The 25,166-nt window shown below is 44.3% G+C and carries 21 protein-coding genes and 1 tRNA gene; 19 read left to right on the top strand and 3 right to left on the bottom strand.

Features of this window, described 5'->3' with window-relative positions; all coding sequences use genetic code 11:
• Positions 1-289 precede the first annotated feature (289 nt).
• The 16 genes from rpsB to A3738_RS14555 all read left to right on the top strand — a co-directional run bounded on the left by rpsB (position 290) and on the right by A3738_RS14555 (position 16,646).
• Positions 290-1,030, top strand: a complete 741-nt coding sequence (rpsB, locus tag A3738_RS14480; RefSeq protein WP_068477618.1) for a 30S ribosomal protein S2 — start codon at positions 290-292, stop codon at positions 1,028-1,030.
• Between the two features lie 159 nt (positions 1,031-1,189).
• Positions 1,190-2,044 carry a translation elongation factor Ts gene (tsf, locus tag A3738_RS14485; RefSeq protein ID WP_068478422.1) on the top strand — a complete coding sequence of 285 codons (855 nt, stop codon included), beginning with the start codon at positions 1,190-1,192 and terminating at the stop codon, positions 2,042-2,044.
• Between the two features lie 176 nt (positions 2,045-2,220).
• The gene (gene pyrH / locus A3738_RS14490; protein ID WP_068478421.1) at positions 2,221-2,973 is read left to right on the top strand and encodes a UMP kinase; all 753 of its coding nucleotides are present in this window, start codon (positions 2,221-2,223) and stop codon (positions 2,971-2,973) included.
• Between the two features lie 30 nt (positions 2,974-3,003).
• Positions 3,004-3,561 (top strand): ribosome recycling factor, encoded by a 558-nt coding sequence (gene frr, locus A3738_RS14495; protein WP_068478419.1) that lies wholly within the window; start codon positions 3,004-3,006, stop codon positions 3,559-3,561.
• 60 nt (positions 3,562-3,621) lie between these two features.
• Complete coding sequence (locus A3738_RS14500) at positions 3,622-4,437, top strand: isoprenyl transferase (RefSeq protein WP_082868941.1); 816 nt, start codon at positions 3,622-3,624, stop codon at positions 4,435-4,437.
• A 30-nt stretch (positions 4,438-4,467) separates the two neighbouring features.
• Positions 4,468-5,307 (top strand): phosphatidate cytidylyltransferase, encoded by an 840-nt coding sequence (locus tag A3738_RS14505; protein WP_068478417.1) that lies wholly within the window; start codon positions 4,468-4,470, stop codon positions 5,305-5,307.
• Positions 5,304-6,497 carry a 1-deoxy-D-xylulose-5-phosphate reductoisomerase gene (gene ispC, locus A3738_RS14510; protein ID WP_068478415.1) on the top strand — a complete coding sequence of 398 codons (1,194 nt, stop codon included), beginning with the start codon at positions 5,304-5,306 and terminating at the stop codon, positions 6,495-6,497. The genes A3738_RS14505 and ispC overlap by 4 nt, the downstream gene beginning before the upstream one ends.
• 8 nt (positions 6,498-6,505) lie before the next feature.
• Positions 6,506-7,858 carry an RIP metalloprotease RseP gene (rseP, locus tag A3738_RS14515; RefSeq protein ID WP_068478413.1) on the top strand — a complete coding sequence of 451 codons (1,353 nt, stop codon included), beginning with the start codon at positions 6,506-6,508 and terminating at the stop codon, positions 7,856-7,858.
• A 36-nt stretch (positions 7,859-7,894) separates the two neighbouring features.
• A complete protein-coding gene (gene bamA / locus A3738_RS14520) occupies positions 7,895-10,213 on the top strand; it encodes an outer membrane protein assembly factor BamA (protein ID WP_068478411.1) in 2,319 nt (772 codons plus the stop codon).
• Positions 10,214-10,234: 21 nt separating this feature from the next.
• A complete protein-coding gene (locus A3738_RS14525; RefSeq protein ID WP_068478409.1) occupies positions 10,235-10,741 on the top strand; it encodes an OmpH family outer membrane protein in 507 nt (168 codons plus the stop codon).
• Between the two features lie 17 nt (positions 10,742-10,758).
• Positions 10,759-11,796 (top strand): UDP-3-O-(3-hydroxymyristoyl)glucosamine N-acyltransferase, encoded by a 1,038-nt coding sequence (gene lpxD, locus A3738_RS14530; RefSeq protein WP_068478407.1) that lies wholly within the window; start codon positions 10,759-10,761, stop codon positions 11,794-11,796.
• Positions 11,797-11,833: 37 nt separating this feature from the next.
• Entirely contained in the window at positions 11,834-12,268 is a 435-nt protein-coding gene (fabZ, locus tag A3738_RS14535; protein WP_068478631.1) for a 3-hydroxyacyl-ACP dehydratase FabZ, read from the top strand.
• Complete coding sequence (lpxA, locus tag A3738_RS14540; RefSeq protein WP_068478405.1) at positions 12,268-13,041, top strand: acyl-ACP--UDP-N-acetylglucosamine O-acyltransferase; 774 nt, start codon at positions 12,268-12,270, stop codon at positions 13,039-13,041. The genes fabZ and lpxA overlap by 1 nt, the downstream gene beginning before the upstream one ends.
• Before the next feature lie 4 nt (positions 13,042-13,045).
• Positions 13,046-14,200: a lipid-A-disaccharide synthase gene (gene lpxB, locus A3738_RS14545; protein ID WP_068478402.1), complete on the top strand. Its 1,155-nt coding sequence runs from the start codon at positions 13,046-13,048 to the stop codon at positions 14,198-14,200.
• A complete protein-coding gene (rnhB, locus tag A3738_RS14550; protein ID WP_068478400.1) occupies positions 14,200-14,826 on the top strand; it encodes a ribonuclease HII in 627 nt (208 codons plus the stop codon). Before lpxB ends, rnhB begins: the two co-directional genes overlap by 1 nt.
• A gap of 167 nt (positions 14,827-14,993) precedes the next feature.
• Positions 14,994-16,646, top strand: a complete 1,653-nt coding sequence (locus A3738_RS14555) for an Ig and FN3 domain-containing protein (RefSeq protein WP_068478398.1) — start codon at positions 14,994-14,996, stop codon at positions 16,644-16,646.
• Positions 16,647-17,839: 1,193 nt separating this feature from the next.
• Here the strand turns inward: A3738_RS14555 and A3738_RS14565 are convergent.
• Positions 17,840-17,915 (bottom strand) — tRNA-Asn (locus A3738_RS14565).
• A 51-nt stretch (positions 17,916-17,966) separates the two neighbouring features.
• The gene (locus A3738_RS14570; protein WP_304440106.1) at positions 17,967-19,151 is read right to left on the bottom strand and encodes a pyridoxal phosphate-dependent aminotransferase; all 1,185 of its coding nucleotides are present in this window, start codon (positions 19,149-19,151) and stop codon (positions 17,967-17,969) included.
• A gap of 167 nt (positions 19,152-19,318) precedes the next feature.
• On the opposite strand from A3738_RS14570, the gene uvrB reads away from it, so the two are divergent.
• Together uvrB and A3738_RS14580 are read left to right on the top strand one after the other, a co-directional pair.
• A complete protein-coding gene (gene uvrB / locus A3738_RS14575; protein WP_068478393.1) occupies positions 19,319-21,313 on the top strand; it encodes an excinuclease ABC subunit UvrB in 1,995 nt (664 codons plus the stop codon).
• Between the two features lie 370 nt (positions 21,314-21,683).
• Positions 21,684-22,706, top strand: coding sequence for a quinone-dependent dihydroorotate dehydrogenase (locus A3738_RS14580; protein ID WP_068475846.1), 1,023 nt, complete (start codon positions 21,684-21,686; stop codon positions 22,704-22,706).
• Positions 22,707-22,774: 68 nt separating this feature from the next.
• Here A3738_RS14580 and rmf read toward each other — a convergent pair whose 3' ends face one another.
• Complete coding sequence (rmf, locus tag A3738_RS29400) at positions 22,775-22,978, bottom strand: ribosome modulation factor (protein WP_068501493.1); 204 nt, start codon at positions 22,976-22,978, stop codon at positions 22,775-22,777.
• Between the two features lie 393 nt (positions 22,979-23,371).
• Here rmf and rlmKL point away from each other — a divergent pair.
• Positions 23,372-25,166 (top strand): bifunctional 23S rRNA (guanine(2069)-N(7))-methyltransferase RlmK/23S rRNA (guanine(2445)-N(2))-methyltransferase RlmL (rlmKL, locus tag A3738_RS14585; RefSeq protein ID WP_156504266.1); only part of this gene is annotated, 1,795 nt, incomplete at its 3' end.

Raw genomic sequence — 25,166 nt, forward strand, 5'->3', positions numbered from 1 at the left:
AATAAGTCTAAAAGACCTAACCGCGCCATTCTACAGTGACTGTGGCGGATTACAAAGGCCATTATTACTTTAGGTCAGGCTTAAAACTCAAAGTGGGCGGCTAAGCTTTTCATTGGTGTGTCTTTATGGTATAAACCGCACCGCGAATATTCGCATGGCAGTAATGCTATTAGTTAAATAAATCCGCACATGATTCGTCACGTTTAACTGGGTGCTTGATAGCTTTTGTCTTGATGGTTGTTAAATGGGGGTCGTGGAGGTTCAACCCAATACATTAAGGAATGTAAACATGGCAGCAGTTTCAATGCGCGACCTGCTTAAAGCAGGTGTACACTTCGGACACCAGACTCGTTACTGGAATCCAAAAATGGGCAAATACATCTTCGGTGCCCGAAACAAAATCCATATCATTAACCTCGAGCAAACAGTTCCTGCTTTCAACGAGTCTTTAGCGATGGTTAAAAGACTTGCTGAGAACAAGAACAAAATCTTGTTCGTTGGTACTAAGCGTGCGGCTAGCAAAATCATCAAAGAGGAAGCTGAGCGCGCGGGTATGCCTTACGTGAATCATCGTTGGTTGGGCGGTATGTTGACCAACTACAAAACGATTCGTCAAAGCATCCGTCGTTTACGCGATCTTGAGAAGCAGAAAGAAGATGGTACTTTCGAAAAACTAACCAAGAAAGAAGTCTTGATGCGTACGCGTGAGATGGACAAGCTTGAGCGTGGTATCGGCGGTATCAAAGATATGGGCGGCTTGCCAGATGCGTTATTTGTTATCGATGTTGATAACGAGCGTATCGCAATTAAAGAAGCGAACAAATTAGGTATTCCTGTTATCGGTATCGTTGATACTAACAGTGATCCTGATGGTGTTGACTACGTTATCCCAGGTAACGATGACGCGATTCGTGCGATTCAAATCTACGCGAAAGCATTTGCTGATGCGGTAGTTGAAGGCACTGCGTCAAACGGTGGCGAATACGTAGAAGTTGCTGAAGAAGCAAAAGAAGCGCCAGCGGCAGAGTAATCTGTTAGCTTTCAAGCTTTGAAAAATCAAAAGACCTGCAAGTTCGCTTGCAGGTCTTTTGTACTAAATAGCTAAAAATTTTGCGGCGGGGATTTAACGATGTCCACGACGCTAACAAACCTAAATGCCTATTACAGGCGATATAGATGAGGAAATATCATGGCTGCAATTAGTGCCTCAATGGTAAAAGAGCTTCGTGAGCGTACTGGTCTTGGTATGCTTGAGTGTAAAAAAGCACTCGCTGAGACGGACGGTGATGTAGATAAGGCAATTGAAGAATTGCGTAAGAAGAGCGGTATGAAAGCAGCTAAGAAAGCTGGTCGTACTGCTGCAGAAGGTGTTGTTGTTGTTAAAGTTGCTGACGACGCGTCAAAAGCAATGTTGGTAGAAGTTAACTCAGAAACAGATTTTGCTGCGAAGAACGAAGACTTTTTGGCGTTTGCTAATAAGGTTGCAGAAGAGGCGTTTGCTAGCGGTTCAACTGATGTTGCTGGTTTGTTAGATGCTGAGCGTGAAGCGCTTGTTCAAAAAGTTGGTGAGAATATCTCTCCTCGTCGCGCTGTAGCTCTTGAGGGTGCAGTTGTTGGTTCATACGTTCACTCAAACAACCGTATTGGTGCAATTGTTGTGCTATCTGGTGGTTCTGCTGAGTTAGCTAAAGATATCGCTATGCACGCAACTGCGGTAAACCCTCGTGTTCTTCGCCCAGAAGATATGGCTGAAGAAGAGTTAGAGAAAGAGAAAGAAATCATTAAGGCGCAACCTGACATGGAAGGTAAGCCTGCAGAGATCGTTGAGAAAATGATGGGTGGTCGTATCAAGAAGTTCCTTAAAGAGAACTCTATGACAGAGCAGCCTTTCGTTAAAAATCCAGAGCTTACTGTTGGCCAGTTAGCGAAAGAAGGTGGTGCTGAGATCGTATCTTTCGTTCGCCTTGAAGTGGGTGAAGGTATTGAGGTTGAAGAGACTGACTTTGCAGCTGAAGTTGCTGCTCAGTTGGCTGGCGATGCTTAATCTCCATATCTAATATGCGATCTAAAGAAGTGTTTTTGTCGTAGCGGCAAACTCTGCTTCTTGCTACAATTCGCGCCGGTGCCGTACCTTAAGCTTTAAGGTGCGGCATTGTTTTATATGGCGTCAGAAAAACTAAGGTGACGCTACGCTCAAATACGCTTTTCAGGACACGACATATGCCAACAAACTTGCAGCCAAAATATAAGCGAGTGCTACTTAAATTAAGTGGCGAAGCCCTCATGGGTGATGAGAACTTCGGTATCGACCCAAAGGTACTGGATCGTATGGCGCTGGAAGTTGGTCAACTAATCGGTATTGGCGTGCAGGTAGGTATGGTAATCGGCGGCGGTAACTTGTTCCGAGGTGCTGCGTTAAGCGCTGCGGGCATGGATCGTGTAACGGGTGATCATATGGGAATGCTTGCAACTGTAATGAACGCACTTGCAATGCGCGATGCTTTAGAGCGGTCTAATATTTCCACGCGTGTTATGTCTGCAATACCAATGAGTGGTGTTGTCGAGCACTATGATCGTAGGACCGCGATGCGTTGGTTGAAAGACGGCGATGTTGTTATTTTTAGTGCAGGTACAGGTAATCCATTTTTTACGACAGATTCTGCGGCTTGCTTGCGCGGAATAGAGGTAGAGTCTGATGTTGTTTTAAAGGCCACAAAAGTTGACGGCGTGTATGATGCCGATCCTATGAAAGTCAAAAAAGCGAAGAAGTTTGATCGCCTTACTTACGATGAGGTTCTCGACCGTAAGCTTGGTGTGATGGATTTGACTGCCATTTGCTTGTGTCGCGACCATGAAATGCCTGTACGTGTTTTTAATATGAATAAACCAGGAGCGTTAACTTCTATTATGGTTGGCGAACCTGAGGGTACTTTGATTGAGCCGGCCCAAGCTCCAGTATCTGAACAAGAATAGTTAACTAGTAGATTTTAAGAGGAATTCGCAGTGATTGAAGATATTAAGCAAGATGCTGAAGACAGAATGAAAAAAAGCTTGGAAGCACTTTCTGTTGCGTTTGCAAAAATTCGAACTGGTCGTGCGCACCCAAGTATTTTAGATGGCGTCATGGTCTCTTACTATGGCGCAGATACGCCACTTAAGCAGGTTGCGAATATTAGTGTTGAAGATGGTCGTACACTTGCTATTTCGGCTTGGGAAAAGCCCTTGGTTCCCGCGATTGAGAAAGCGATTATGGCTGCGAATTTAGGTTTGAATCCTTCAACATCTGGCGATTTAGTGCGTGTACCGATGCCTGCGCTAACCGAAGAAACACGCCGCGATATGGTTAAGCTTGCTAAATCAGACGCCGAGAGTGCTCGAGTCTCTATTCGTAACGCGCGTCGCGATGGTAATTCGATGCTTAAAGATTTGGTCAAGGAAAAAGAGATTACTGAAGACGACCAAAAGCGTGGCGAAGATCAAATGCAAAAGCTAACGGATAAGTACGTAGCTGATGTTGAGAAAATGCTACAAGATAAAGAATCTGATTTGATGGAAGTTTAAGCTTCCCAATAGATAACTAAGGGCTGCTTTATGCGGCCCTATTAGTGTTTAAAGATAATAATGAGTTCAAAGATACCGTATTGCGCAGATTCTAAACCAAAGCATATTGCGATCATTATGGATGGCAATAATCGTTGGGCAAAAGCGCGAAAGCAAATTGGCGTTTCCGGTCATAAGGCTGGGGTAGAGGCCGTGCGCTCAGTAGTAGGTGCTTGTGCTAAAGAAGGGATAGAAGTTCTTACCTTGTTTGCATTTAGTAGCGAGAACTGGCGTCGCCCAGCAATTGAAGTTGGTGCGCTAATGAAGCTGTTTTTGTTTGCGCTACAGCGCGAGGTTAAGAAGCTTCACAAGAATAATATTCGTTTAAGAATTATTGGTGATCGCTCCAAGTTTAGCGAGTCGCTTCAAAAGCATATGGAAAGTGCTGAGTCGTTAACTGCTGACAATACTGGGATGACCTTGGTGGTTGCCGCAAACTATGGTGGTCAATGGGATATTGCGAATACGGTTCGTCATCTCGCCCAAGACGTTGCTAACGGAGCGCTAAATCCATCCGATATTACTGAGGATTTAATCCAGAAAAATTTAAGTATTGGTGATTTGCCAATGCCGGATTTGATGATTCGTACCGCTGGTGAATATCGTATTAGTAACTTTATGCTTTGGCAGCTTGCTTATGCGGAATATTATTTCTCAGATCTTTATTGGCCTGACTTTAGAGAAGCTGAAATACTAGAGGCAATAAAAGCTTATTCACTGCGAAAACGACGTTTCGGACAGACTGACGAACAAGTGTCCGGAGAGCTTGCTGATGCGCCGTCAGCTGAAGATCTAAATAATGTTAATTGGCCAGAAGATGAAGAACTTAGCCGTTAAGAGCTAAGCGTAAATACAAGGGGTTTTGGTTTGCTTAAGCATCGAATAATTACTGCATTGATCTTGGCGCCGCTTGCATTGGCGGGTGTGTTTGGTACGGACGTACAGGGTTTTTACTGGTTTGTGGGTGGTATTGTTGCTGTGGCCGCGTGGGAATGGGCACGTATTGCTGGTTATGAAGCTCAATCACTGCGTGTTGCGTATGCTGTTTATATTGCTATTTGGCTGATATTTGCGCGTTATTTGCCTGCAACCCCAATTTTATACGCCGGATTATTGTGGTGGCTTGTCGCGATCGTTTTGGTGCTTCGCTACCCAGATACAGGTCGATTTTGGAAGCAACGCTCAGTTAAGTTGTTTATTGGTCTATTTGTCCTTATTCCGTTCTGGAAAACGATGCTCGCCCTCCGCGAAGCAGAGATGAGTATTGGTCTAGATATTGAAGTACATATCATTCTGCTCTACGCATTATTGCTCACATGGGCTGCGGATACCGGCGCGTACTTTGCCGGGAGAGCGTTTGGCAAGGCAAAGCTAGCGCCTGCAGTTTCTCCTGGTAAAAGCTGGGCGGGAGCATGGGGCGGATTGGCTTGTACGGTTTTATTGGCGTTAGCGTCTTCAGCGTATCTTGGTTTAAGTGCGTCAATGACAATTCAGCTTGTCATTATTACTTTGTTGGTCGCAATTATTTCGATTTTCGGTGATTTGACCGAGAGCATGTTCAAGCGTGAGGCGTGTATTAAAGACAGTAGTAATCTTTTACCTGGGCATGGTGGTGTGCTTGATCGTATCGATAGCCTTACAGCTAGTATTCCAGTACTAACTGCACTTCTTTATAGCTTTGCTTGGATCTCTTGGGGTGGTCAGTGAGTTCTGAAGCTGTCTGTGTATTAGGTGCGACAGGTTCTATTGGTTTAAGTACGTTAGATGTTTGCGCGCAGCACCCTGAGAAGTTTTCAATATTTGCTCTAAGCGCACATTCTGATTGGCGGGCGCTACTAAAGCTGTGTTTGGTTCACAAGCCCAAGTATGCCGTTATTTCATCTGAGCAGGTGCGTGCTGATGCGGTTGAGGCGTTTAAAAATGCGAGTACCGACACGGAACTTTTGTTTGGGGCGGACGCGTTAACATTTATCGCTAGCCATAATGAAGTAGATATTGTTATGGCTGCAATCGTTGGTGCGGCTGGTTTATCTTCGAGTTTTGCTGCGGCCCAGTCAGGAAAAAAACTTCTTTTAGCGAATAAAGAGTCTCTCGTGTTGGCGGGATCGCTGCTCATGAATGCAGTGCGTGAGTCCAATGGTGTCCTGTTGCCTATCGATAGCGAGCATAACGCGATTTTTCAGTGCTTACCGCACAACTACGCGTGTGGGAATAAGCCTGGTTCGGAAGTAACCCAAATATTATTGACCGCTTCCGGTGGTCCGTTCCGTTCTTTCAATCGGCATCAGCTTGAGTTGGTAACGCCAGAGCAAGCGTGCACTCATCCCAATTGGTCAATGGGTAGAAAAATATCAGTCGATTCAGCAAGCCTTATGAACAAAGGTTTAGAGTTGATTGAAGCTTGTTGGTTGTTTGATGTTTCAAGTGCCGATATTGAGGTTGTTGTGCATCCTCAAAGCATTGTTCACTCTATGGTTCGTTATGGAGATGGTTCTGTATTGGCGCAAATGGGAGAGCCGGATATGCGTACGCCTATCTCGTATGGTTTGAGTTGGCCTCATAGAATTGAGTGCGGTGTTAAGCCTTTAGACTTAACTGAAATTGCAACGCTGCATTTTGAAAAGCCAAATAGCGATTTGTTCCCATGTTTGAATCTGGCTCGCGAAGCGTTTGACGCCGGTGGATATGCCTCTGCTTATTTAAATGCTGCGAACGAAGTCGCAGTTGATGCATTTCTTAAAGGTAAGGTCAGGTTTGTCGATATTCCTGATATTATCGCCAATGCAATGAGTCGTGCACCAAAGACTGAGGTCGGTACGATTACTGATATTTTCTCAGCAGATAAAGATGCTCGTTCTCTTGCTGAATCTTTCATCGAAACACAAGCGTTAGTTTAACAGTTGCCATGGAATTCTTAGAGTCAGTCATTTCGTTAATTATTACCCTCGGTATTTTGGTGACCGTCCATGAGTACGGTCATTTTTGGGTGGCAAGACGATGTGGTGTTAAGGTCCTACGATTTTCCGTAGGTTTTGGTAAGCCGATTTTTAGTTGGCATGACAAGTTGGGAACAGAGTATGTAGTTGCCGCGATTCCGTTAGGCGGATACGTTCGCATGCTTGATGAACGAGAAGGTCATGTACCAAGTGAGCTCAAAGTTCAGGCTTTTTCTTCAAAACCTGTTTCGCAACGTATAGCAATTGCGTTCGCTGGCCCGTTAGCAAACTTTATATTTGCGGTATTAGCTTACTGGTTAATGTTTGTATTGGGCTTTAGCGCAATACAGCCAAAGGTTGGTGCTGTCATCGATGGAAGTCCAGCTTACGAAGCTCAAGTTCCTGTTGGTTCTATTATTACTCAAATTGACGATGAGCCCGTTCATGGTTGGCGTGATCTCGTTATGGGTTTGGTGAATTATATTGGTGATACGGACACAGTATCGTTAACTGCTCAGGTTGATGGCGTCAGTAAGCAGTTTGATGTTGAGCTAGATAAGTGGGTAGCTGGCGAGAAAGAACCTGACTTATTACGTAGTTTCGGTTTAGAACCCTTTAAGCCAAGAATTGAGCCTGTACTGGACACTATTATAGAAGGCGGCGCGGCCGATCAGTCTGGAATGTTATCGGGTGATATTGTCCGGGTTGCTGACGGAGTCGAAATTGATGATTGGTATCAATTTGTAGAGATTGTTCAGAACAGTGCTGGTCAGCAGTTGATTGTTGAAGTTGAGCGATCTCAATCTCCGGGTTTAGTGGCGCTTAAAGTTGTGCCTGAAGGTGTCGAATCACAAGGACGCCTTGTAGGAAAGATAGGTGTCGGTGTCGAGCCTTATAAATACCCAGAAGAGTTGATTGTTCAAGTAAGTTATAGCCCGCTTGATTCAGTTGGCGCAGCTGCATCACAGACTTGGTCAGATATTGCGATGACTTTTGGTGCTGTGAAAAAAATGGTCGTTGGCTTAGTTTCGCTGGATAACTTAAGTGGCCCTATTACGATTGCGCGCGTCGCAAATCAGTCTATTAGTACTGGTCTAGAAGAGTTCTTGAGGTTCCTGGCGCTTTTGAGCGTTAGCCTTGGTGTTCTGAATTTGTTGCCGATTCCAATGTTGGATGGCGGCCATATTCTGTTTTATTTAGTTGAGGCTGTGCGTCGTAAGCCGCTTTCCGAAAAGAGTCAGTTGATGGCGCTAAAACTCGGCATGTCTTTTGTGTTTATGTTAATGGCAGTCGCTTTTTATAACGATATTATGCGTCTTTAATGCTGCCTCTTCGGTAGTTTTGTGTGTGAGTAATGAATGAATAGTATTTCTTGGTACCCCGCCTTTTTTGCGTTAGCGATAGGGATGGTGCTTGCTTTCTCTGTAAATGCGAAAAGCTTTCAAGTCGAAGATATTCAAGTTGAAGGGTTGCAGCGTGTTTCGGCTGGTACGGTATTCTCGAGTTTTCCAATAGCCGTTGGGGAAGAAGTTGATACGATGAAGTTGTCTGAGGCGAGTAGATCGCTATTTCAGACGGGCTTGTTTACAGATATAAAATTGCTTGTAGATGATCGAGATCTGATTGTTTCTCTCGTTGAGCGTCCTTCTATAGCTAAGATTGAAATTGAGGGTAACAAAGATATTGCAGCCGAGGACCTGTTGGAAGGCTTGAAGCAAGCTGGGATGTCCGAGGGTCAGGTTTTTAAGCGCGTCACCTTGGAACGTTTGGAACTCGAAATCCTGCGTTCTTACGTCACTCAAGGGCGCTATAGTGCTTCAGTTGACGCAGAAGTCGAGGTTCTTGAGCAGAATCGCGTTAATATCAATATCAATATTGAAGAAGGTGAAGTGTCTTCGATTCTTCATATCAACATCGTTGGTAATGATGCTTTCTCTGATGAGTCTCTTATCGATTTGATGGAACTCAAAACACCTACCTTTTGGTCGTTCGTAACGAGTGATGACAAATATAGTCGTGAAAAATTGAGTGGTGATATCGAACGGATTCGTTCGTATTATCTTGATAGTGGCTATATCAAATTCACGATCGACTCTACGCAAGTGTCTATTTCGCAGGACAGCAAGGACGTCTTTATTACTATTAACGTCACTGAAGGTCCGTTATTTACGGTGCGAGACTTTCAGCTCAAGGGCGAGCTAATTTTAGAAAAAGAAGAACTAGAAAAGCTCGTACTCGTCAAAGAGGGGGATACATTCTCACGTCAGAAATTAACGCTCTCTGCAGACAATATTTCTCGCGCACTCGGTGGCGAGGGATATACCTATGCGAGTGTTAATCCAATTCCTGAGCCTCATGACGATAATAGCGCGAGCATTGTTTTTTATGTTGACCCAGGAAAGCGAAACTACGTTCGTCGAATTAATTTCCGCGGAAATACAACCACTAAAGATGAGGTTCTCCGTCAAGAAATGGTTCAAATTGAGGGTGCTTCGGCATCGACTGATCTAATTGAAGCATCTAAGACAAAACTTTCTCGTCTAGGATATTTCGCTAACGTCACGGTCGATACGCCTGCGGTTCCAGGTGTAAATGATCAGATCGACGTAAATTACTCTGTCGAAGAACAAAGCTCCGGCAATCTTTCTGCTAGCTTAGGCTTTAGCCAGGGTAGTGGTATCACTTTGGGTTTAAGTGTCTCTGAAAATAACTTCTTTGGTACCGGTAAGCGCGTTTCCTTCGGTGTAAATACTAGTGAGTCTGTCAAATCCGCTAATTTTAGTTATTTGAATCCTTATTACACGGTGGATGGGGTTAGTCGAGGGTTTAGTATCTTCGCAAGAGAGACTGATTTTGATGAATCGAATCGTTCTGATTATGTTCTTGATAGCACAGGGGCGTCAGTCACTTTCGGTTATCCAATAGACCCGGTATCTCGTTTAAGCTTTGGAGTGGGGTACAACCATACGAGCTTATCTGTTGGAGATTTACCCGCCTTAGAAATTGATCGCTTCATTCAAAAGTATGGCGATTCATTCAACAATTATGAGCTTGATGGTGGTTGGTCGCGTAGTACGTTGAATCGAGGCATGTTCCCAACCGCTGGTTGGCGCCAAGGTTTAAGCGCTTCGATTACTGTGCCGGGAAGCGATCTTTCATTTTACAAGGTTCGCTATAACTCTAATTTTTACGTTCCGCTAAGCAGTCAACACGACTTTGTTTTCCGTATGCGGAACGAGCTTGCTTATGGCGGGGCGTATGGTGACACAGATCAAATGCCATTTTATGAGCATTATTATGCCGGTGGTATCAACTCGGTAAGAGGGTATGAAAACAACTCTCTTGGTCCCAAGACAACTGAGCAGTTCCAGTTTGCGACAGCTGATCCATTTGGCGGTGATTTGCTAGTTGAAAATAGTTTTGAACTAATATTTCCATTGCCTTTTATCAAAGATCAAAGCTCCATGAGAATGGCATACTTTGTTGATACGGGTAATGTATTTGATACCGCACGAGGTTATGACTTTGCGTTTGAAGAAATTAGATGGTCAACTGGCTTAGCTTTGCAGTGGAATACATTTATCGGTCCACTTGGATTTAGCTTTGGCAAGGCCATGAATGCGACGCCTGAAGACGAAAAGCAGTTTTTCCAGTTTTCTCTTGGACAACCATTTTAATAAAAACGAGGATTTTATCTCATGAAATTAATTAGATCAGTTAGTGCTGTGGTAATGCTTGCGATGCTTAGTTTCTCAGTTGCAGCTGAGACTCGCCTTGGTTTGATCGATATGCGAGCAGCTTTATTTTCGTCAAAGGCGGCACAAAGCTTCTCGGATAAAATGGTCGCTGAGTTTAAGGAACAAGACCTTGAGGTCCGCGCTGTAAGTGAGGCTGCGCGCAAACTTGAACTGCGTTTGCAAAACGATGCGGCAATTATGAGTGATAGCGAACGAGCAAAACTTTCCGCGGATTTAGAGGAAAAAGCGCAAGAGTTTCGTTACTTGAAAACGAAGCTTGATAAGGCTTTGGCGGAGAAGCGTCAGGAATTTTTAGAACTGTCACGCCCGAATTTGGATATGGTGATTGCAGACTTGGTTGCTCAGGAAAAGCTGGATGTCATTATGCCAAGAGAAGCGGCTTTGTATGCCGATCCAAAACTTGATTACACACAAAAAATCATCGATATGCTTGATGCATTAAAATAGAGTTCTGACGATTATATATGCTTCAAAAGACTTTTACTCTTATCCAGCTTGCTGAAAAAGTTGGTGGCTCTGTTCAAGGTGACGAGTCATTAGCCATTAATGGCTTAGCGACTATTCAGGATGCGGATCAGGCTAAGTTGAGCTTCATTGCAAATCCTGCCTATGTAAAGCATTTGGCGACGACCTCAGCAGGCGCTGTCATTTTATCGCCTAAACTCGCAGAAGGTTTCGAGGGAAATGCTCTCGTTCATGAGAATCCATACCTCGCATACGCCAAACTAAGTGTCGAGTGGGATTCCGTCGCTAATTTTACGCCCGACATTTCTGATCGCTCCGTTATTGCGGAATCAGCGAGTATTGGGAGTAATGTATATATTGGACATGGCGTTGTCATCGCAGATGATGTCGTGATCGGTGATGGCGTATATGTCGGTGATAACGTGTCAATCGGTGCGAATTCTGAGCTTGGTTCCAATTCTCGTCTCTATAGTAACGTTGTTGTTTATCATGGGGTGACGATTGGAGAGCGTTGTACTGTTCAAGCAGGGGCGGTGATAGGATCTGAAGGCTTTGGATTTGCGCCGACAGGTAGTGGTTGGCAACGTATTAGTCAGTTGGGTGGCGTAGTTATCGGCGATGATGTTGAAATTGGTGCGAATACTACGATCGATCGTGGCGCGCTCGATAATACTGTTATTAGCAATGGCGTTATTTTAGATAACCAAATACAGATTGCTCACAATGTTGTGATTGGCGAAAACACCGCGATTGCAGCATGTTCCGCTGTCGCAGGGTCAACAACGATAGGTAAGAATTGTATCGTCGGCGGCGCAAGTGGTATTGCTGGGCATTTGACGATTACTGATGGTGTGCATGTTACTGCAATGACCATGGTCATAAAGAGCTTGACCGAACCTGGCGCATATTCCTCCGGCACAGGTGTTCAGAGTAACAAAGATTGGAAGCGCAGCATTGCACGACTGCGACGCTTAGATAGTACAGAGTCTCGTTTGAAGGCTGTTGAAAAACGACTAGACTCGATCAATCCAGAATAAGGGAATTAATATGACGGCGGAAAATACTGTGCGCACGATGGATATCGGTGAAATTCATGAATATCTACCCCATCGACCGCCCTTTTTATTTGTTGATCGAGTTACCTCTGTTGTTGGTGGTGAGCGAATTACAGGATATAAAAATGTATCTATTAACGAAGGGTTCTTTCAGGGGCATTTTCCTGGGATGCCAATTCTGCCGGGAGTATACATTTTAGAGGCGCTTGCTCAGATATCTGGCATTTTGGGTTTCGTGACAACAGATAAAAAGCCTAATGAGAATTTAGTGCATTACTTTGCGGGCGTTAATAAAGTTCGTTTTAAACGTCCTGTAGTGCCTGGAGATCAGTTAGTGCTTGAGTCAGACATATTGTCGGCTAAGCACAATATTTGGAAGTTTGACTGCCGCGCTCTTGTAGATGGCGAGATGGTTTGTGTTGCGGAAATTATGACCGCTGAGAGAGAACGTTAATGACAATTCATTCTACTGCGATCATCGATCCTAGCGCCAAAATCGGCGCGAATGTTTCGATCGGTGCCTACTCGGTTATCGGCCCGGATGTAGAAATTGGAGACAACTGCGATATTCGTTCGCATGTCGTAATTAATGGCCCGACGGTAATCGGGTCAGGAAATAAAATTTACCAATTCGCGAGCGTTGGGGAAGAGTGCCAAGACAAGAAGTTTGCGGGTGAAAAAACCCGTCTGGTAATGGGTAGCGACAACATAGTTCGTGAAGGCTGCACCATTCATCGTGGAACGATTCAGGATGAAGGGGTGACTACCATTGGTAACGGCAATTTGTTTATGGCTTACGTGCATGTAGCACACGATTGTCGTATCGGCAGTCACTGCATATTTGCAAATACTGCAACCATGGCGGGTCACGTTCATGTTGATGATCACGTAATACTTGGTGGTGGCACCATGGTTCATCAATTTTGTAAGGTGGGGGCGCATGCTATGAGTGCTGGCGGCAGTATTGTGTTGCGCGATATTCCCGCCTTTGTGATGGCAAGTGGCCAATCTGCTTCGGCTCATGGGCTTAATTCTGAAGGTTTAAAACGCAGAGGCTTTTCTCCAGAATCACTTAAGCTACTTAAATCCGCATATCGCACACTGTACCGCAATGGTCTTCGTTTGACTGATGCTTTAGACGAGTTGAAGCGGCTTGAGGACATTGACGGCATAATCGCGACATTCATCGAAAGTATCGAACGATCTGATCGCGGATTGATGCGTTAACTTTATGTCGAATGGCCCAGCAAATAAGCCCCTTCACGTCGGTATTGTGGTCGGTGAAGCTTCAGGGGATATATTGGGCTCTGGTTTAGTTAAAGAGCTTAAGGCGCACGATCCAAATATTTGTTTTACGGGAATTGGTGGTCCTTTGATGCAAAAAGAGGGCTTTGAATCCCTTTACCCGATGGAGCGCCTATCTGTAATGGGCTTGTTTGAGGTTCTCGGGCGTATTTTTGAGTTAGTCGGGATAAGGCGCGGGCTCAAAAAGCATTTTTTAGCGAATCGGCCAGATGTCTTTATTGGAATCGATGCGCCTGACTTCAACATCGGTTTAGAGTTGCAGTTACGGCAAGCTGGAATCAAGACCGCGCATTATGTCAGTCCGTCGGTATGGGCATGGCGTCAGAAGCGTGTTGTTAAGATTGCCCGCGCGGTTGATTTGATGTTGACCCTATTTCCGTTTGAAGCAAAGTTTTATAAATCGCACAATGTTTCTGTTCGGTTTGTCGGACACCCTCTCGCCGATTTGATACCCCTTAAGCCTAATCGAGAAGCAGCACGAAAGGCTTTAAGTCTCCAAAATATGGACTCCATGGTAGCCATATTGCCGGGAAGTCGTTCGGGCGAGGTAAGCCGTATCGCTCGCTCCTTCTTTGAAGCTGCAGAATTAATCAGAAAAGAGAATCCATCGACAACGTTTGTTGTTCCTTGTGTTAATCAAGATCGTTTCGACCAAGTTGAAGAGATATTAAAAGAATTCCCGGATCTCAACGTTTCGTTAGTACTTGGGCGTTCACGCGAGGTGATGGCAGCTTCCAATTTGGTTTTGCTAGCATCTGGAACTGCTACGCTTGAGTGTATGTTGATGAAACGGCCAATGGTTGTATCGTATCGTTTGAACAAGCTTACGTACTGGGTGATGCAGAGGTTAATTAAGACGCCATTTGTCGCTTTGCCAAACTTATTAGCGAATAAGCTACTAGTGCCAGAGTTGTTACAAGACGACGCAACGCCGGTTAATATATCTAAGGCTGCTTTAGAGCGCCTTTCTGATGAGGGTCAGAACGAAGTCGCTGCTACTTTCACTTCTCTACATGAAAGCCTGCAACGTAACGCTAGTTCCGAAGCTGCTCAAGCTGTTTTGGATTTGGTTCGCCGTTAATGGAATGCTTCTTCCGTGATGATTTTCAGTACGCTAAGGGCTATTCTGGGCAGTTATTAGCTGGAGTTGATGAGGTTGGCCGAGGGCCGCTTGTTGGTTCTGTGGTTGCTGCAGCCGTAATTCTTGATCCTGACCAAGAAATCGAAGGTTTAGCAGACTCTAAAAAACTGTCTGAAAAAAAACGCACGAAACTTGCTGACGAAATTAAGAGTAAAGCGCTTGCGTGGTCTATCGCTGAAGCAAGCCCAGCGGAGATCGATGAGCTAAACATTCTCCACGCCTCCATGTTAGCGATGGAGCGTGCGGTTAACTCTCTTAGCGTTCGTCCCGAGCATTTGCTTGTCGATGGAAATCGTGTTCCAAAGGGTCTCAATTGCTCAGCAAGTCCTTTAATAAAGGGGGATGCATTGGCGAAGTGTATTAGCGCCGCTTCTATTCTCGCCAAGGTATGGCGCGACGCTGATATGGTTCGTCTGGATGCTTGCTATCCTCAGTATGGATTCGCGAAGCATAAAGGCTATCCCACAAAGGCGCATTTTCTTGCGCTTGATCAACATGGTGTTTGTCCAGAGCATCGAAAGTCTTTTGCTCCCGTTGCAAAGTTGTTGCACAAAACTACTAGTTAGCAGGTTCTGCGTGACTTAGCACTTATATTGGATTTGCAGTAATTCACAAAACGCAAATTGGTCAAAAATATGACGCAAAGCTAGCATTATATGCGATGTAATTCCGTCTAAATTCCTGAGGTACGACTACGCTTTTCTCACTGATACGAATTTTGGTGAGAATTAAGATGGTTTACCAAGCGACTCAAAACTTATTGAAAACCTCTATCCTAGCAAGCGTTTTAGGGCTCGCGGCATGCGGGGGTGGCGGTTCCGGCTCTGATGACGCTAGCGCGGCGCCTGTTGCAACCGCTGCATTGTCAGATGAGGTGTCTGTAAGTGGTCGCGCAGTCAAAGGTGTCATCAAGCAGGGTTTGGTGACGGCATATCGTATTCAAATGAATGGCCAAAAGAATGTCGCCTCTTCAGTAGTTGGGAGTCCGGTGCGCACAGATTCTGAAGGCTATTACTCAATTAATCTTCCTCGCAGTGTTGTAGGTGAGCAGATTGTTTTTGAGGTGACGGCTGATGAGCAAACGCGAATGACTTGTGAGGCGACGAGCGGTTGTAGCGAAAACGGTGTGTACGATTTCGGCGAAGATTTTACGCCAGGTGCTGACTTAGTATTGTCAAGCGTTAGCCCTGTTCTCGAGTCTGTTTCTGATAACAGTGTTCATGTTACGCCTTTTACCCACATGGTGCGCGTAAAAGCAGAGTATTCTGATAGTGGTCTAACCATCGCCGCCACTCAAGCCGCACAGAATGAAATAGAGGGCCTGTTCGATCTTGAGCAAGGTGCTTTATTACGGGAGCCTATAGATATTACAGAAGTAGAAGAAAGGTCGTCTGCAAGCGCGGAGCGGGTTAAATTATCTTCTATTAGTGCGGGTATGCATGAGCTAGCTAATGGCGGGGCATACGATGGTGTGACTGACGTACTTGAAGAGATCGAAATGAATCTGAAGGCAAGCGGCAGTTTAGTGTTGTTTGATAAAGAAGGCTCAAGCACTGTAGCTGTTGATGAGTTGGTTTACGCTGCACAAGGCGTTATTTCAGATGTAACTAGCTTGCACTTAGGTCAAGATGAGTCGAATTATGATCAGTTAGTAACTGAGCTTGTTCAGGTGCAGAATAGTGCGATGGATCAAGGGGCTTTGGTTCAGCGAGTCCAGATTATGACTCAGCCTGTTGGTGTGGTAACTGAAGCCGGTGAACGGGTATCGTTGACGGCAAATATTATTGGTGGTTTGCCAATGTCTTATCAGTGGTTTAAAGATGGTGAGTTGATTGAAGGTGCAACAACTTCTGCATTAGTGTTGGGTTCAGTGAGTATCAATGATTCAGGAGCTTACTCTCTACGCGTATCTAATCCATCAAGTGTCGTTACAAGCGCAACTGCGGAAGTTGTTGTCCAAGTACTAAGCGCTGACGATGAAAATGCTAGTCAGCCTGACGATTCAAGTGATTCAACCGATGATCAATATGTTGCTGACAACCAGAATAGTGGTGATTCTTCGGACGACGCTAATTCCAATGATGGCCAGCAGTCTAATGGCGGTTCAAATGATACTTCTTCACGCAGCATTTCTCTGTCTTGGGATATTCCGGTTGAACGCGAAGATGGTAGTGATCTTGAACTGTATGAAATTAATGGCTATGTCATTAAGTATGGAAGCAGTGCCGGAGGTATGGCCAATACGATTAACATTAGTGGTGGTAACGTAACGCAATACACGCTAGATAATTTGAATAGTGGTACCTATTATTTCGCGATTGCAACGGTTGACTCTGATGATGTTCAAGGAGAATTTTCGTCTACCATATCTGCTGGGGTTAATTAGACCGTGTGCATCAGATTAGTTTTTAAATTCTCTTATAAGTAAGTTCTCTATCGGTTTTTGAGCCCATTTATATTTCGTGTGTAAGTGGGCATGAAAGCGAAACTCAGCCACAAACTGATTACACAGAAATAGACTGTCGCGCTGGCTAGCATTCAGAGACTTTAATGTTGGTGTCGGCAGTATCCCAAAGTCTGACCTTCCAAGTTTTACGAACTTAACGACAGATTCAGTGTTTGGTACTAAATTTATTGATGCAAACAGTGGTTCAAAGTAAGTTTTGTATAGTTTTACTCCATGAATTCCGGCGGCTGTTTTCTCTTTAAGTTTGTTCTCGCTCACTTCGCATAATTGATGTCTTTTGTTTGTAGTAAATACAGTGAACTCAAATATGCTGATTGGTGGTTCAAGTTTAATGATCTCGTGCGTGTATTTTATAGCGCTTGGTGTTCTGAATAATTCTAAGCCTATTGAGCTTGAAAGAAGTTCTTGAAAAGAGCGTCTATTGGGAAGGTTTTATAGCTCGAATGCCAGTTCGGTTCTTGTAAGTGCTCGTCTTAACCTAAAGCTTGTAACGGGAAGATTTTGCTCGATGGTTGGCAAAATATTTACCTTGATCACCTCGGGCTGTGCGTAGACCGTCGAGCTACTAATGAATATCGATAGAGTAATAGCAAAGTGTTTTATTTTTAGTATTAGCATCAAATTGTCTGATGTTCAGAAAGCTTTTATCAATACTTATAGTATTTTTATAAAACTCTGCAGGGTTTGCTGGGATGATTTTTGTGTTTTGATAGGCTTTTCGGTTCGGCTGGATCTAGGTAAAGCCGGCAGGGTTTACCACGGATTCGTTATATGCATAAATTGCAGGCATAAAAAAAGATGTACAGTTTTCACTGACGTCTTTTAGAAATATGCCTTATGAAATTGGCTCCCCCGAGCTGGGCTTGATCTAGGTAAAGCCGGCAGGGTTTACCACGGATTCGTTGTATGCATAAATTGCAGGCATAAAAAAGACGTACAGTTTTCACTGACGTCTTTTAAGAATCTGTCTTATGAAATTGGCTTCCCGAGCTGGGCTTGATCTAGGTAAAGCCGGTAGGGTTTACCACGGATTCGTTGTATGCATAAATTGCAGGAATAAAAAAAGACGTACAGCTTTCACTGACGTCTTTTAAGAATATGTCTTATGAAATTGGCTCCCCGAGCTGGGCTTGAACCAGCGACCCACGGATTAACAGTCCGTTGCTCTACCAACTGAGCTATCGGGGAACTTCATAAGAGGCGCGTATAGTAATGATCTAACGCGCCTTGGTCAAGCGTTTATCCAAGAACTTTTTTGATTCTTGAAACAGCATCTTGAAGGACTTCCATGCTCGTCGCGAAGCTGAGTCTCATGCACCCTGGCGAACCAAACGCAGAGCCTGGCACTAATGCGACACCAGCTTCTGAAAGGAGTAATTCGGCTAGTCCGATATCTGAGTTTGCAGAACTCTGTTCAATTGCATTGCTGAAGTCAGGGAATACATAAAACGTTCCGTCACCGGCAAGGCAATTGACGCCATTGATGTCATTCAGCGCTTCGACAAGGTAGTCATGGCGCTTTTTGAATTCAACGACCATTGCATCTACGCACTCTTGATCACCAGTTAGTGCAGCGGTAGCGGCAGCTTGTGAGATAGATGCTGGATTTGAGGTGCTTTGCGATTGAATCTTCTTCATTGCTGCAATGACTTTTTGAGGTCCTGCTGCGTAACCAATACGCCAGCCAGTCATGCTGTAAGCTTTTGATACCCCATTAAGTACAAACGTACGATCATAAAGCTCTGGGCAGACCGTTAGGATGTTATGGAAGCCTTCTTTGTTCCATAAGATGTGTTCGTACATATCGTCGGTCGCAACCATTACGTGCGGATTCGCTAACAACACTTCCGCAATATCTTTAAGCTCGCTAGTCGTATACGCCATGCCTGTTGGGTTTGAAGGGCTATTAATAACGAACAATTTTGTCTTTGGAGTAATCGCTGCTGCGACTTGTTCGGCAGTAACTTTAAAGCGCTGATCAGCGCCAGATTCAATAATTACTGGTGTTCCATCAGCTACCTTCACCATATCTGGGTATGATACCCAGTAAGGCGCAGGAATAATGACTTCGTCCCCCTCATTTAACAGCGCAAGTGCGAGATTGAAAAAGCTCTGTTTGCCGCCGCATGAAACGAGTATCTGATTTGGCTCGTAAGATAAACCGTTATCGTTTTTGAACTTGGCGATGATTGCTTGTTTTAACTCGGGCGTGCCGTCTACTGCTGTATAGCGAGTTTGGCCATTATCAATGGCTTTAATTGCGGCATCTTTAATATGTTGAGGTGTATCAAAATCTGGCTCGCCAGCGCCTAAGCCAATAATGTCCTTGCCGGCAGCACGTAATTCGTTTGCCTTATTTGTTACAGCAAGTGTTGGTGATGGTTTTATATTTTGAACACGATTGGATAATGAAGGTTCCAAGATGTATGCCTCAACTCTATGATTGTTACGTTCAATGAATACGCGTACTAACGAAGACTTTTTGTTAGCATTTGCGAAAATTGACCGATAAAGCTTCCAAATCTGAGCGTTATTTATAGCACTCAGTATTGCGGGGCGTAAGTTTACCACTGCATAGTTGTTTCTGAAATATGAAGACCAAGGAATTTAAAGTCTCTTCCAAATTTTCTCCATCTGGGGATCAGCCAACTGCCATCGCGGGTTTAGTCGATGGCATTGATGATGGATTAATGCACCAAACCTTACTTGGTGTTACGGGATCAGGTAAGACATTTACCATTGCAAATGTCATCGAAAAGATTCAACGGCCAACCATCATCATGGCGCATAATAAAACCTTAGCAGCACAACTCTATGGCGAGTTTAAGGAGTTTTTCCCCGACAATGCAGTTGAATACTTTGTATCGTATTACGACTATTACCAGCCTGAAGCATATGTTGCTGCATCGGATACATTCATCGAGAAGGATGCGTCAGTCAACGAGCACATTGAGCAAATGCGATTGTCCGCGACGAAGGCGTTGATGGAGCGTCAAGACACAATAATCGTAGCGACTGTATCCGCGATCTATGGTCTGGGCGATCCTAAATCCTACATGAAAATGATGCTCCACCTAGATCGTGGTGAAATTACAAATCAGCGCAAGATTCTTCAGCGTCTAGCCGAATTACAGTACACAAGAAACGATATGGAACTTCAGCGCGCAACATATCGCGTCAGGGGGGATGTCATTGATGTATTCCCGGCCGAGTCAGAGCGGGATGCAGTTCGTATTGAGTTGTTTGATGATGAGGTAGAGCAGTTATCTGAGTTTGATCCGCTTACCGGCGAAGTATTGCGTAGAGTACCTAGAATCACAATTTACCCGAAGTCGCATTATGTAACCCCTCGTCAAACCATTTTGGATGCGGTAGACCAAATTAAAGAAGAGTTGTCCGGGAGGCTTGTTCAACTCAAGGATAATAACAAGTTGGTTGAAGCACAGCGTCTTGAAGAGAGGACGCGATATGATACAGAAATGATGAACGAACTTGGTTATTGCAACGGGATCGAAAATTACTCTAGGTATTTGTCAGGACGTCCTGCCGGAGCGCCACCTCCAACATTGTTTGATTACCTGCCAGCGAACGCACTTATGGTAATCGATGAATCGCATGTTACCGTCCCTCAGATTGGGGCAATGTATAAAGGCGATCGATCTAGAAAAGAAACTCTAGTCGAATATGGTTTTCGCTTACCTAGTGCTCTTGATAATCGACCGATGCGCTTTGATGAATGGGAGAGAATCTGCCCACAGACAATTTTTGTTTCGGCCACGCCTGCGAAATACGAAGAAGAGCATGCAGGGCAGGTCGTTGAACAGGTTGTGCGGCCGACAGGGCTTCTCGATCCAATTTTAGAGGTTCGTCCAGCTACAACGCAGGTTGATGATTTGCTCGGGGAGATTCATAAATCTGTTGAGGCAGGTGATCGAGTGCTTGTTACGACGCTTACCAAACGGATGGCAGAAGATCTAACGGATTACCTAATGGAGCATGGCGTTAAGGTTCGATATTTACACTCCGACATTGATACCGTAGAAAGAGTCGAAATTATTCAAGACTTACGCAAGGGCGTATTTGATGTATTGATTGGTATTAATTTGCTTCGGGAAGGTTTGGATATGCCTGAAGTAGCTCTTGTCGCGATTTTAGATGCGGACAAAGAGGGGTTTCTAAGATCTGATAGATCGCTAATTCAAACGATCGGTCGGGCAGCGCGAAATATAAATGGTAAAGCAATTTTGTATGCAGATCGTGTGACGGGTTCAATGCAGCGTGCTATGGATGAAACCGAGCGACGAAGAGCAAAACAAGAAGAGTACAACAAAGAGAATGGTTTGACGCCCAAATCGCTCAACAAATCTGTTGGAGATATCATGGAGGGCGCGGTCGTAATTCCTGGGCGGGTTAAGGTTGGCGGTAGAAAAGTTGCTGAAGAAAGTGGGAGCTACGGCGCTGATTCCGGCTCTAAACTGAAGTCAATTAAGGCGTTAGAGGACGAAATGTACGCCGCCGCGAAGGCCTTAGATTTTGAGCGTGCGGCAGCCCTAAGAGACCGTATTAGTGAGCTTAAACATAACTAGTATTGTGCAAAGCGGACAATTTTTTGACTATTTTATGCACATTCATGATTTTCGTGTTTAGCTTTTGATCTTTTAACGTTAAAAGCTATGTTTAAAAAATAATCGTACGTAAGTTGTTGTTTTTAAACAATTAAAATAATTGGTTAAAAAATGATCAATTTGATATGGTTCGCATTATTACAGGGGGTTTGGTGACGATTCCGCTGTTTTTGCACAGAGTTATCCACAGCAAATGTGGGTAATGTTTCAATTTTGTAAACGAGCGAGTTGTCAAGCGTGAATTAGTCAAAAATTTAATCTTGGACGTGGATATTTCTCGCCATTTTTTTATCAGGCGCTATACTTTCGGGCGATTATTTCTGGAGCGCCTATGTCCTATACATTACTTACCAAAGCTTTATTCTGTTTACCTCCTGAAACTGCCCATGATCTGTCACTAGACTGGATGAGTGCCCTAAATCGCTTGGGCGTTTTTAAACCTTTTATGCCTAGTGTTGCAGATGATCCGGTCGAAGTAATGGGAATTCGATTCCCAAATCGAGTCGGTTTAGCTGCAGGTCTAGATAAAAATGGTGAGCATATAGATGCGCTTGGCGCAATGGGTTTTGGATTTGTTGAAGTTGGAACGGTTACCCCCCGCGCTCAAGATGGAAACCCTAAACCGCGAATGTTCCGTTTGGTCGATGAGCAGGCGATTATTAACCGTATGGGGTTCAATAATAAAGGAGTAGAGAACTTACTTAACGCAGTTTCGAAACGACACTATAAAGGTCCAATCGGGATCAACATTGGTAAGAACTTTGACACAAGTGTTGAAGATGCCAATCAAGATTACTTGATTGGTTTGAGAAAGGCTTATACCGCAGCGGATTATATTGCCGTCAATGTTTCTTCTCCGAACACGCCAGGATTGAGAACTTTGCAGTTTGGTGACTCACTGAAAGAACTGTTGTCATCTTTGAAAGAAGAACAGCTTGTTCTGTCTAACGCCTCAAATCGCTATGTTCCCATAGCGGTTAAGGTGGCGCCGGATATGACAGACGAAGAAATTAAGTTAGTAGCTGCTAGTCTCCGTGAAAATGAAATGGATGCTGTGATTGCAGGGAACACTACCGTCGATCGCTCTTCTGTTCCTAATAGTCAATTTGTAAATGAAGCAGGTGGTCTTAGTGGTGCGCCATTAAGGATACGTTCAACAGAAGTAGTACAAGCTTTTTATGCGGAGTTAGGCGACGATCTGCCGATTATTGGGGTGGGTGGAATATCTGAAGGCGAGTATGCTCTGGAAAAAATAAAAGCGGGTGCGAAGCTTGTGCAGATCTACAGTGGTTTGATATATAAAGGTCCTAAATTGGTTAAGGATTCCGTGGAAGCAATTCGTTTTGGGAAGTAAAAGAAAGCCCGCTGTAGCGGGCTATTATAAGGGCACTAAGTCCCTTGCTTGTTAAAAGCTCGGAATTTTTAAACGTTAGGGAGTCTGTGGATGCCTGAGACGCCAGTTAATCCGTCCCAGTTGTCTTCGCGGCCGTTTCGCCATCCATTAAGCCAGTCTTGTTGCGCGTCTTCGGAATACCCAGAACATAGAGATTTTGATTTTCCAGAAATGCCAGCTTGATAACCTCTATTATATGCACGTTGCATTGGGTTTCTTTTCTGTCTTTTCATTGAGTGGACCTCTTTTTGAATCTGCTGAATAAGCGTATCGAGACGTTAACATTAAGTCTCAAATACACTTACAAGGTGTTTTGTAATTCGCTTTATCGCTGCTTAAATTGTCGCAGCTTAGATTGTGTCAGAACTCCTTAATACTTCTTCAGTTACATGAAGAAAAGTTTGAGCGTTGCGCTTTTAAGCGCGCTTAGCAAGAACGGCTTTTTAATGCTTTAAATACAGTACCAAAGCATCTGTTCAAAAGTATAGAAATGTTTTTAGCTATTAAAGTAACTAAATATTATTAGTTGGTATAAGTCAGTTTTTACCTTTGTATGAGCTTGCCTTGAAAGTTTTCAAAATGTTGCGGGTTTACCCTTAAACGTTTGTTTGTGTTGGGATTGTATTATGAATGTCTTTGTTTCTTGCCCTAGGGGTATGCAGTATCTTCTGGAAAAGGAGCTAAACACCTTAGGTTTGATGTCGTGCAAGCCGGTTTCTGCAGGTGTCGAGCTAAGCGCGGAGCTAGATCAGGTCTACACAATATTGCTTTGGTCTCGCATAGCGAACAGGGTGTTTGTTGAGCTGGCAAGCGGAAAAATCGATAAAGCAGAAGATGTATATAGTCACGCTGCGCGTATTCCGTGGCAATCTCATTTTGGGGTCGACAATACATTTTCTGTTAACTTCTCAGGCACTAATAAGCACATAACAAATTCCGCCTTTGGCGCTCTTAAGGTCAAGGACGCTATTGTTGATTACTTTCGTGATGTTGTTGGAGAGCGGCCAAATGTCGATAAAGATAATCCTCAAATTAGGGTGGCTGCTAAGTTAAGTAAAGGTGTGCTCAGCATCAGCTTGGATTTGTCGGGGGAAAGTCTCCACAAGCGTGGATATCGAATAGACAAGGGCGCTGCGCCATTACGCGAGAATGTTGCGGCCGCATTACTGATGCAAGCAGGTTGGGGAGATGTCTGCTCAGATAATGCTTCGTTTTTGGATCCTATGTGCGGTTCGGGAACATTCTGTATCGAGGCTGCTTTGATGGCGATGGATTGTGCCCCTGGATTATCTCGTGAAGAGTGGGGCTTTGATTATTGGGTCAAGCATGATTCACGTAAATGGGGGGCGTTGGTCGCGTCAGCCAATGAGCGCGCAACAACTGGTAGAGAAGCGTTTAATAATAAAATTATTGGATATGATGCAGATGCTCGTGTGATTTCGGTTGCATGGGAAAACATTAAAAGGGCTGGCTTGCATGAGTTTATTCATGTTGAGAAGAAGTCTGTTTCAGATTTAGAGTTGCCTCCCAATGTTGAGAAAGGTTTGTTGCTGACAAACCCTCCTTATGGGGAAAGGCTCGGAGAAGTCGAAACTCTAATGGCTTTATATCGCGATCTTGGTGATAAATTCGACGAATATTTTCATGGCTGGAGAGCAGGTGTTTTTACAAGCAACGAGAAATTAGAAAAAGCCTTGGGTTGGCGTTATTTTAAGCGCTACAAGTTTGTTAATGGAGCCTTAGATGTTGCTCTACTATTGTTTGACCTTAATGCGGACAACCGTTTTAAGACGCCTTGGCTGAGTTCACAAGAATATCTTCAGAACCCTTCTTTGTGGCGTGTAGCAAATCAAGAGCGTGCTGCAATGCTCGCCAATCGCTTAAAGAAAAATCAAAAACAGTTTTCTAAGTGGGCTGCAAAAAACGATATTTCCTGTTACCGCCTCTATGATGCAGACATGCCAGAATTTGCCTTTGCAATCGACCGTTATGAAAGTGAGCAAGGTGAAGTCTATCTATACATTCAAGAATACGCGCCTCCAAAATCTGTCAATGAACGAGTATCCTTAGAGCGTCTGAGTGAGGGGCTTAAAACCATTGCGGATACCTGCGAAGTATCAGTAAATCAAATATTTGTTAAGCAGCGAAGCGTGAAAAAAGGCGTGTCGCAGTACGAGAAGGAGCATGTCGAAGGAGAGGGTTTTGTAGTTTGTGAGAATGGTGCGCGTATCAAAGTGAATATCGGGCGCTATTTGGACACCGGTTTGTTCCTTGATCATCGCGCAATACGCCGATGGATAAAGTCAGAATCAAAGGGCAAGAAGGTTCTAAATTTATTTTCTTATACAAGTGTAGTGAGTTTGCATGCTGCGCTCGGTGGTGCATGTAGTGTACTCAGCGTAGATATGTCCCAGACGTATT

Source organism: Oleiphilus sp. HI0066 (genome assembly GCF_001635725.1).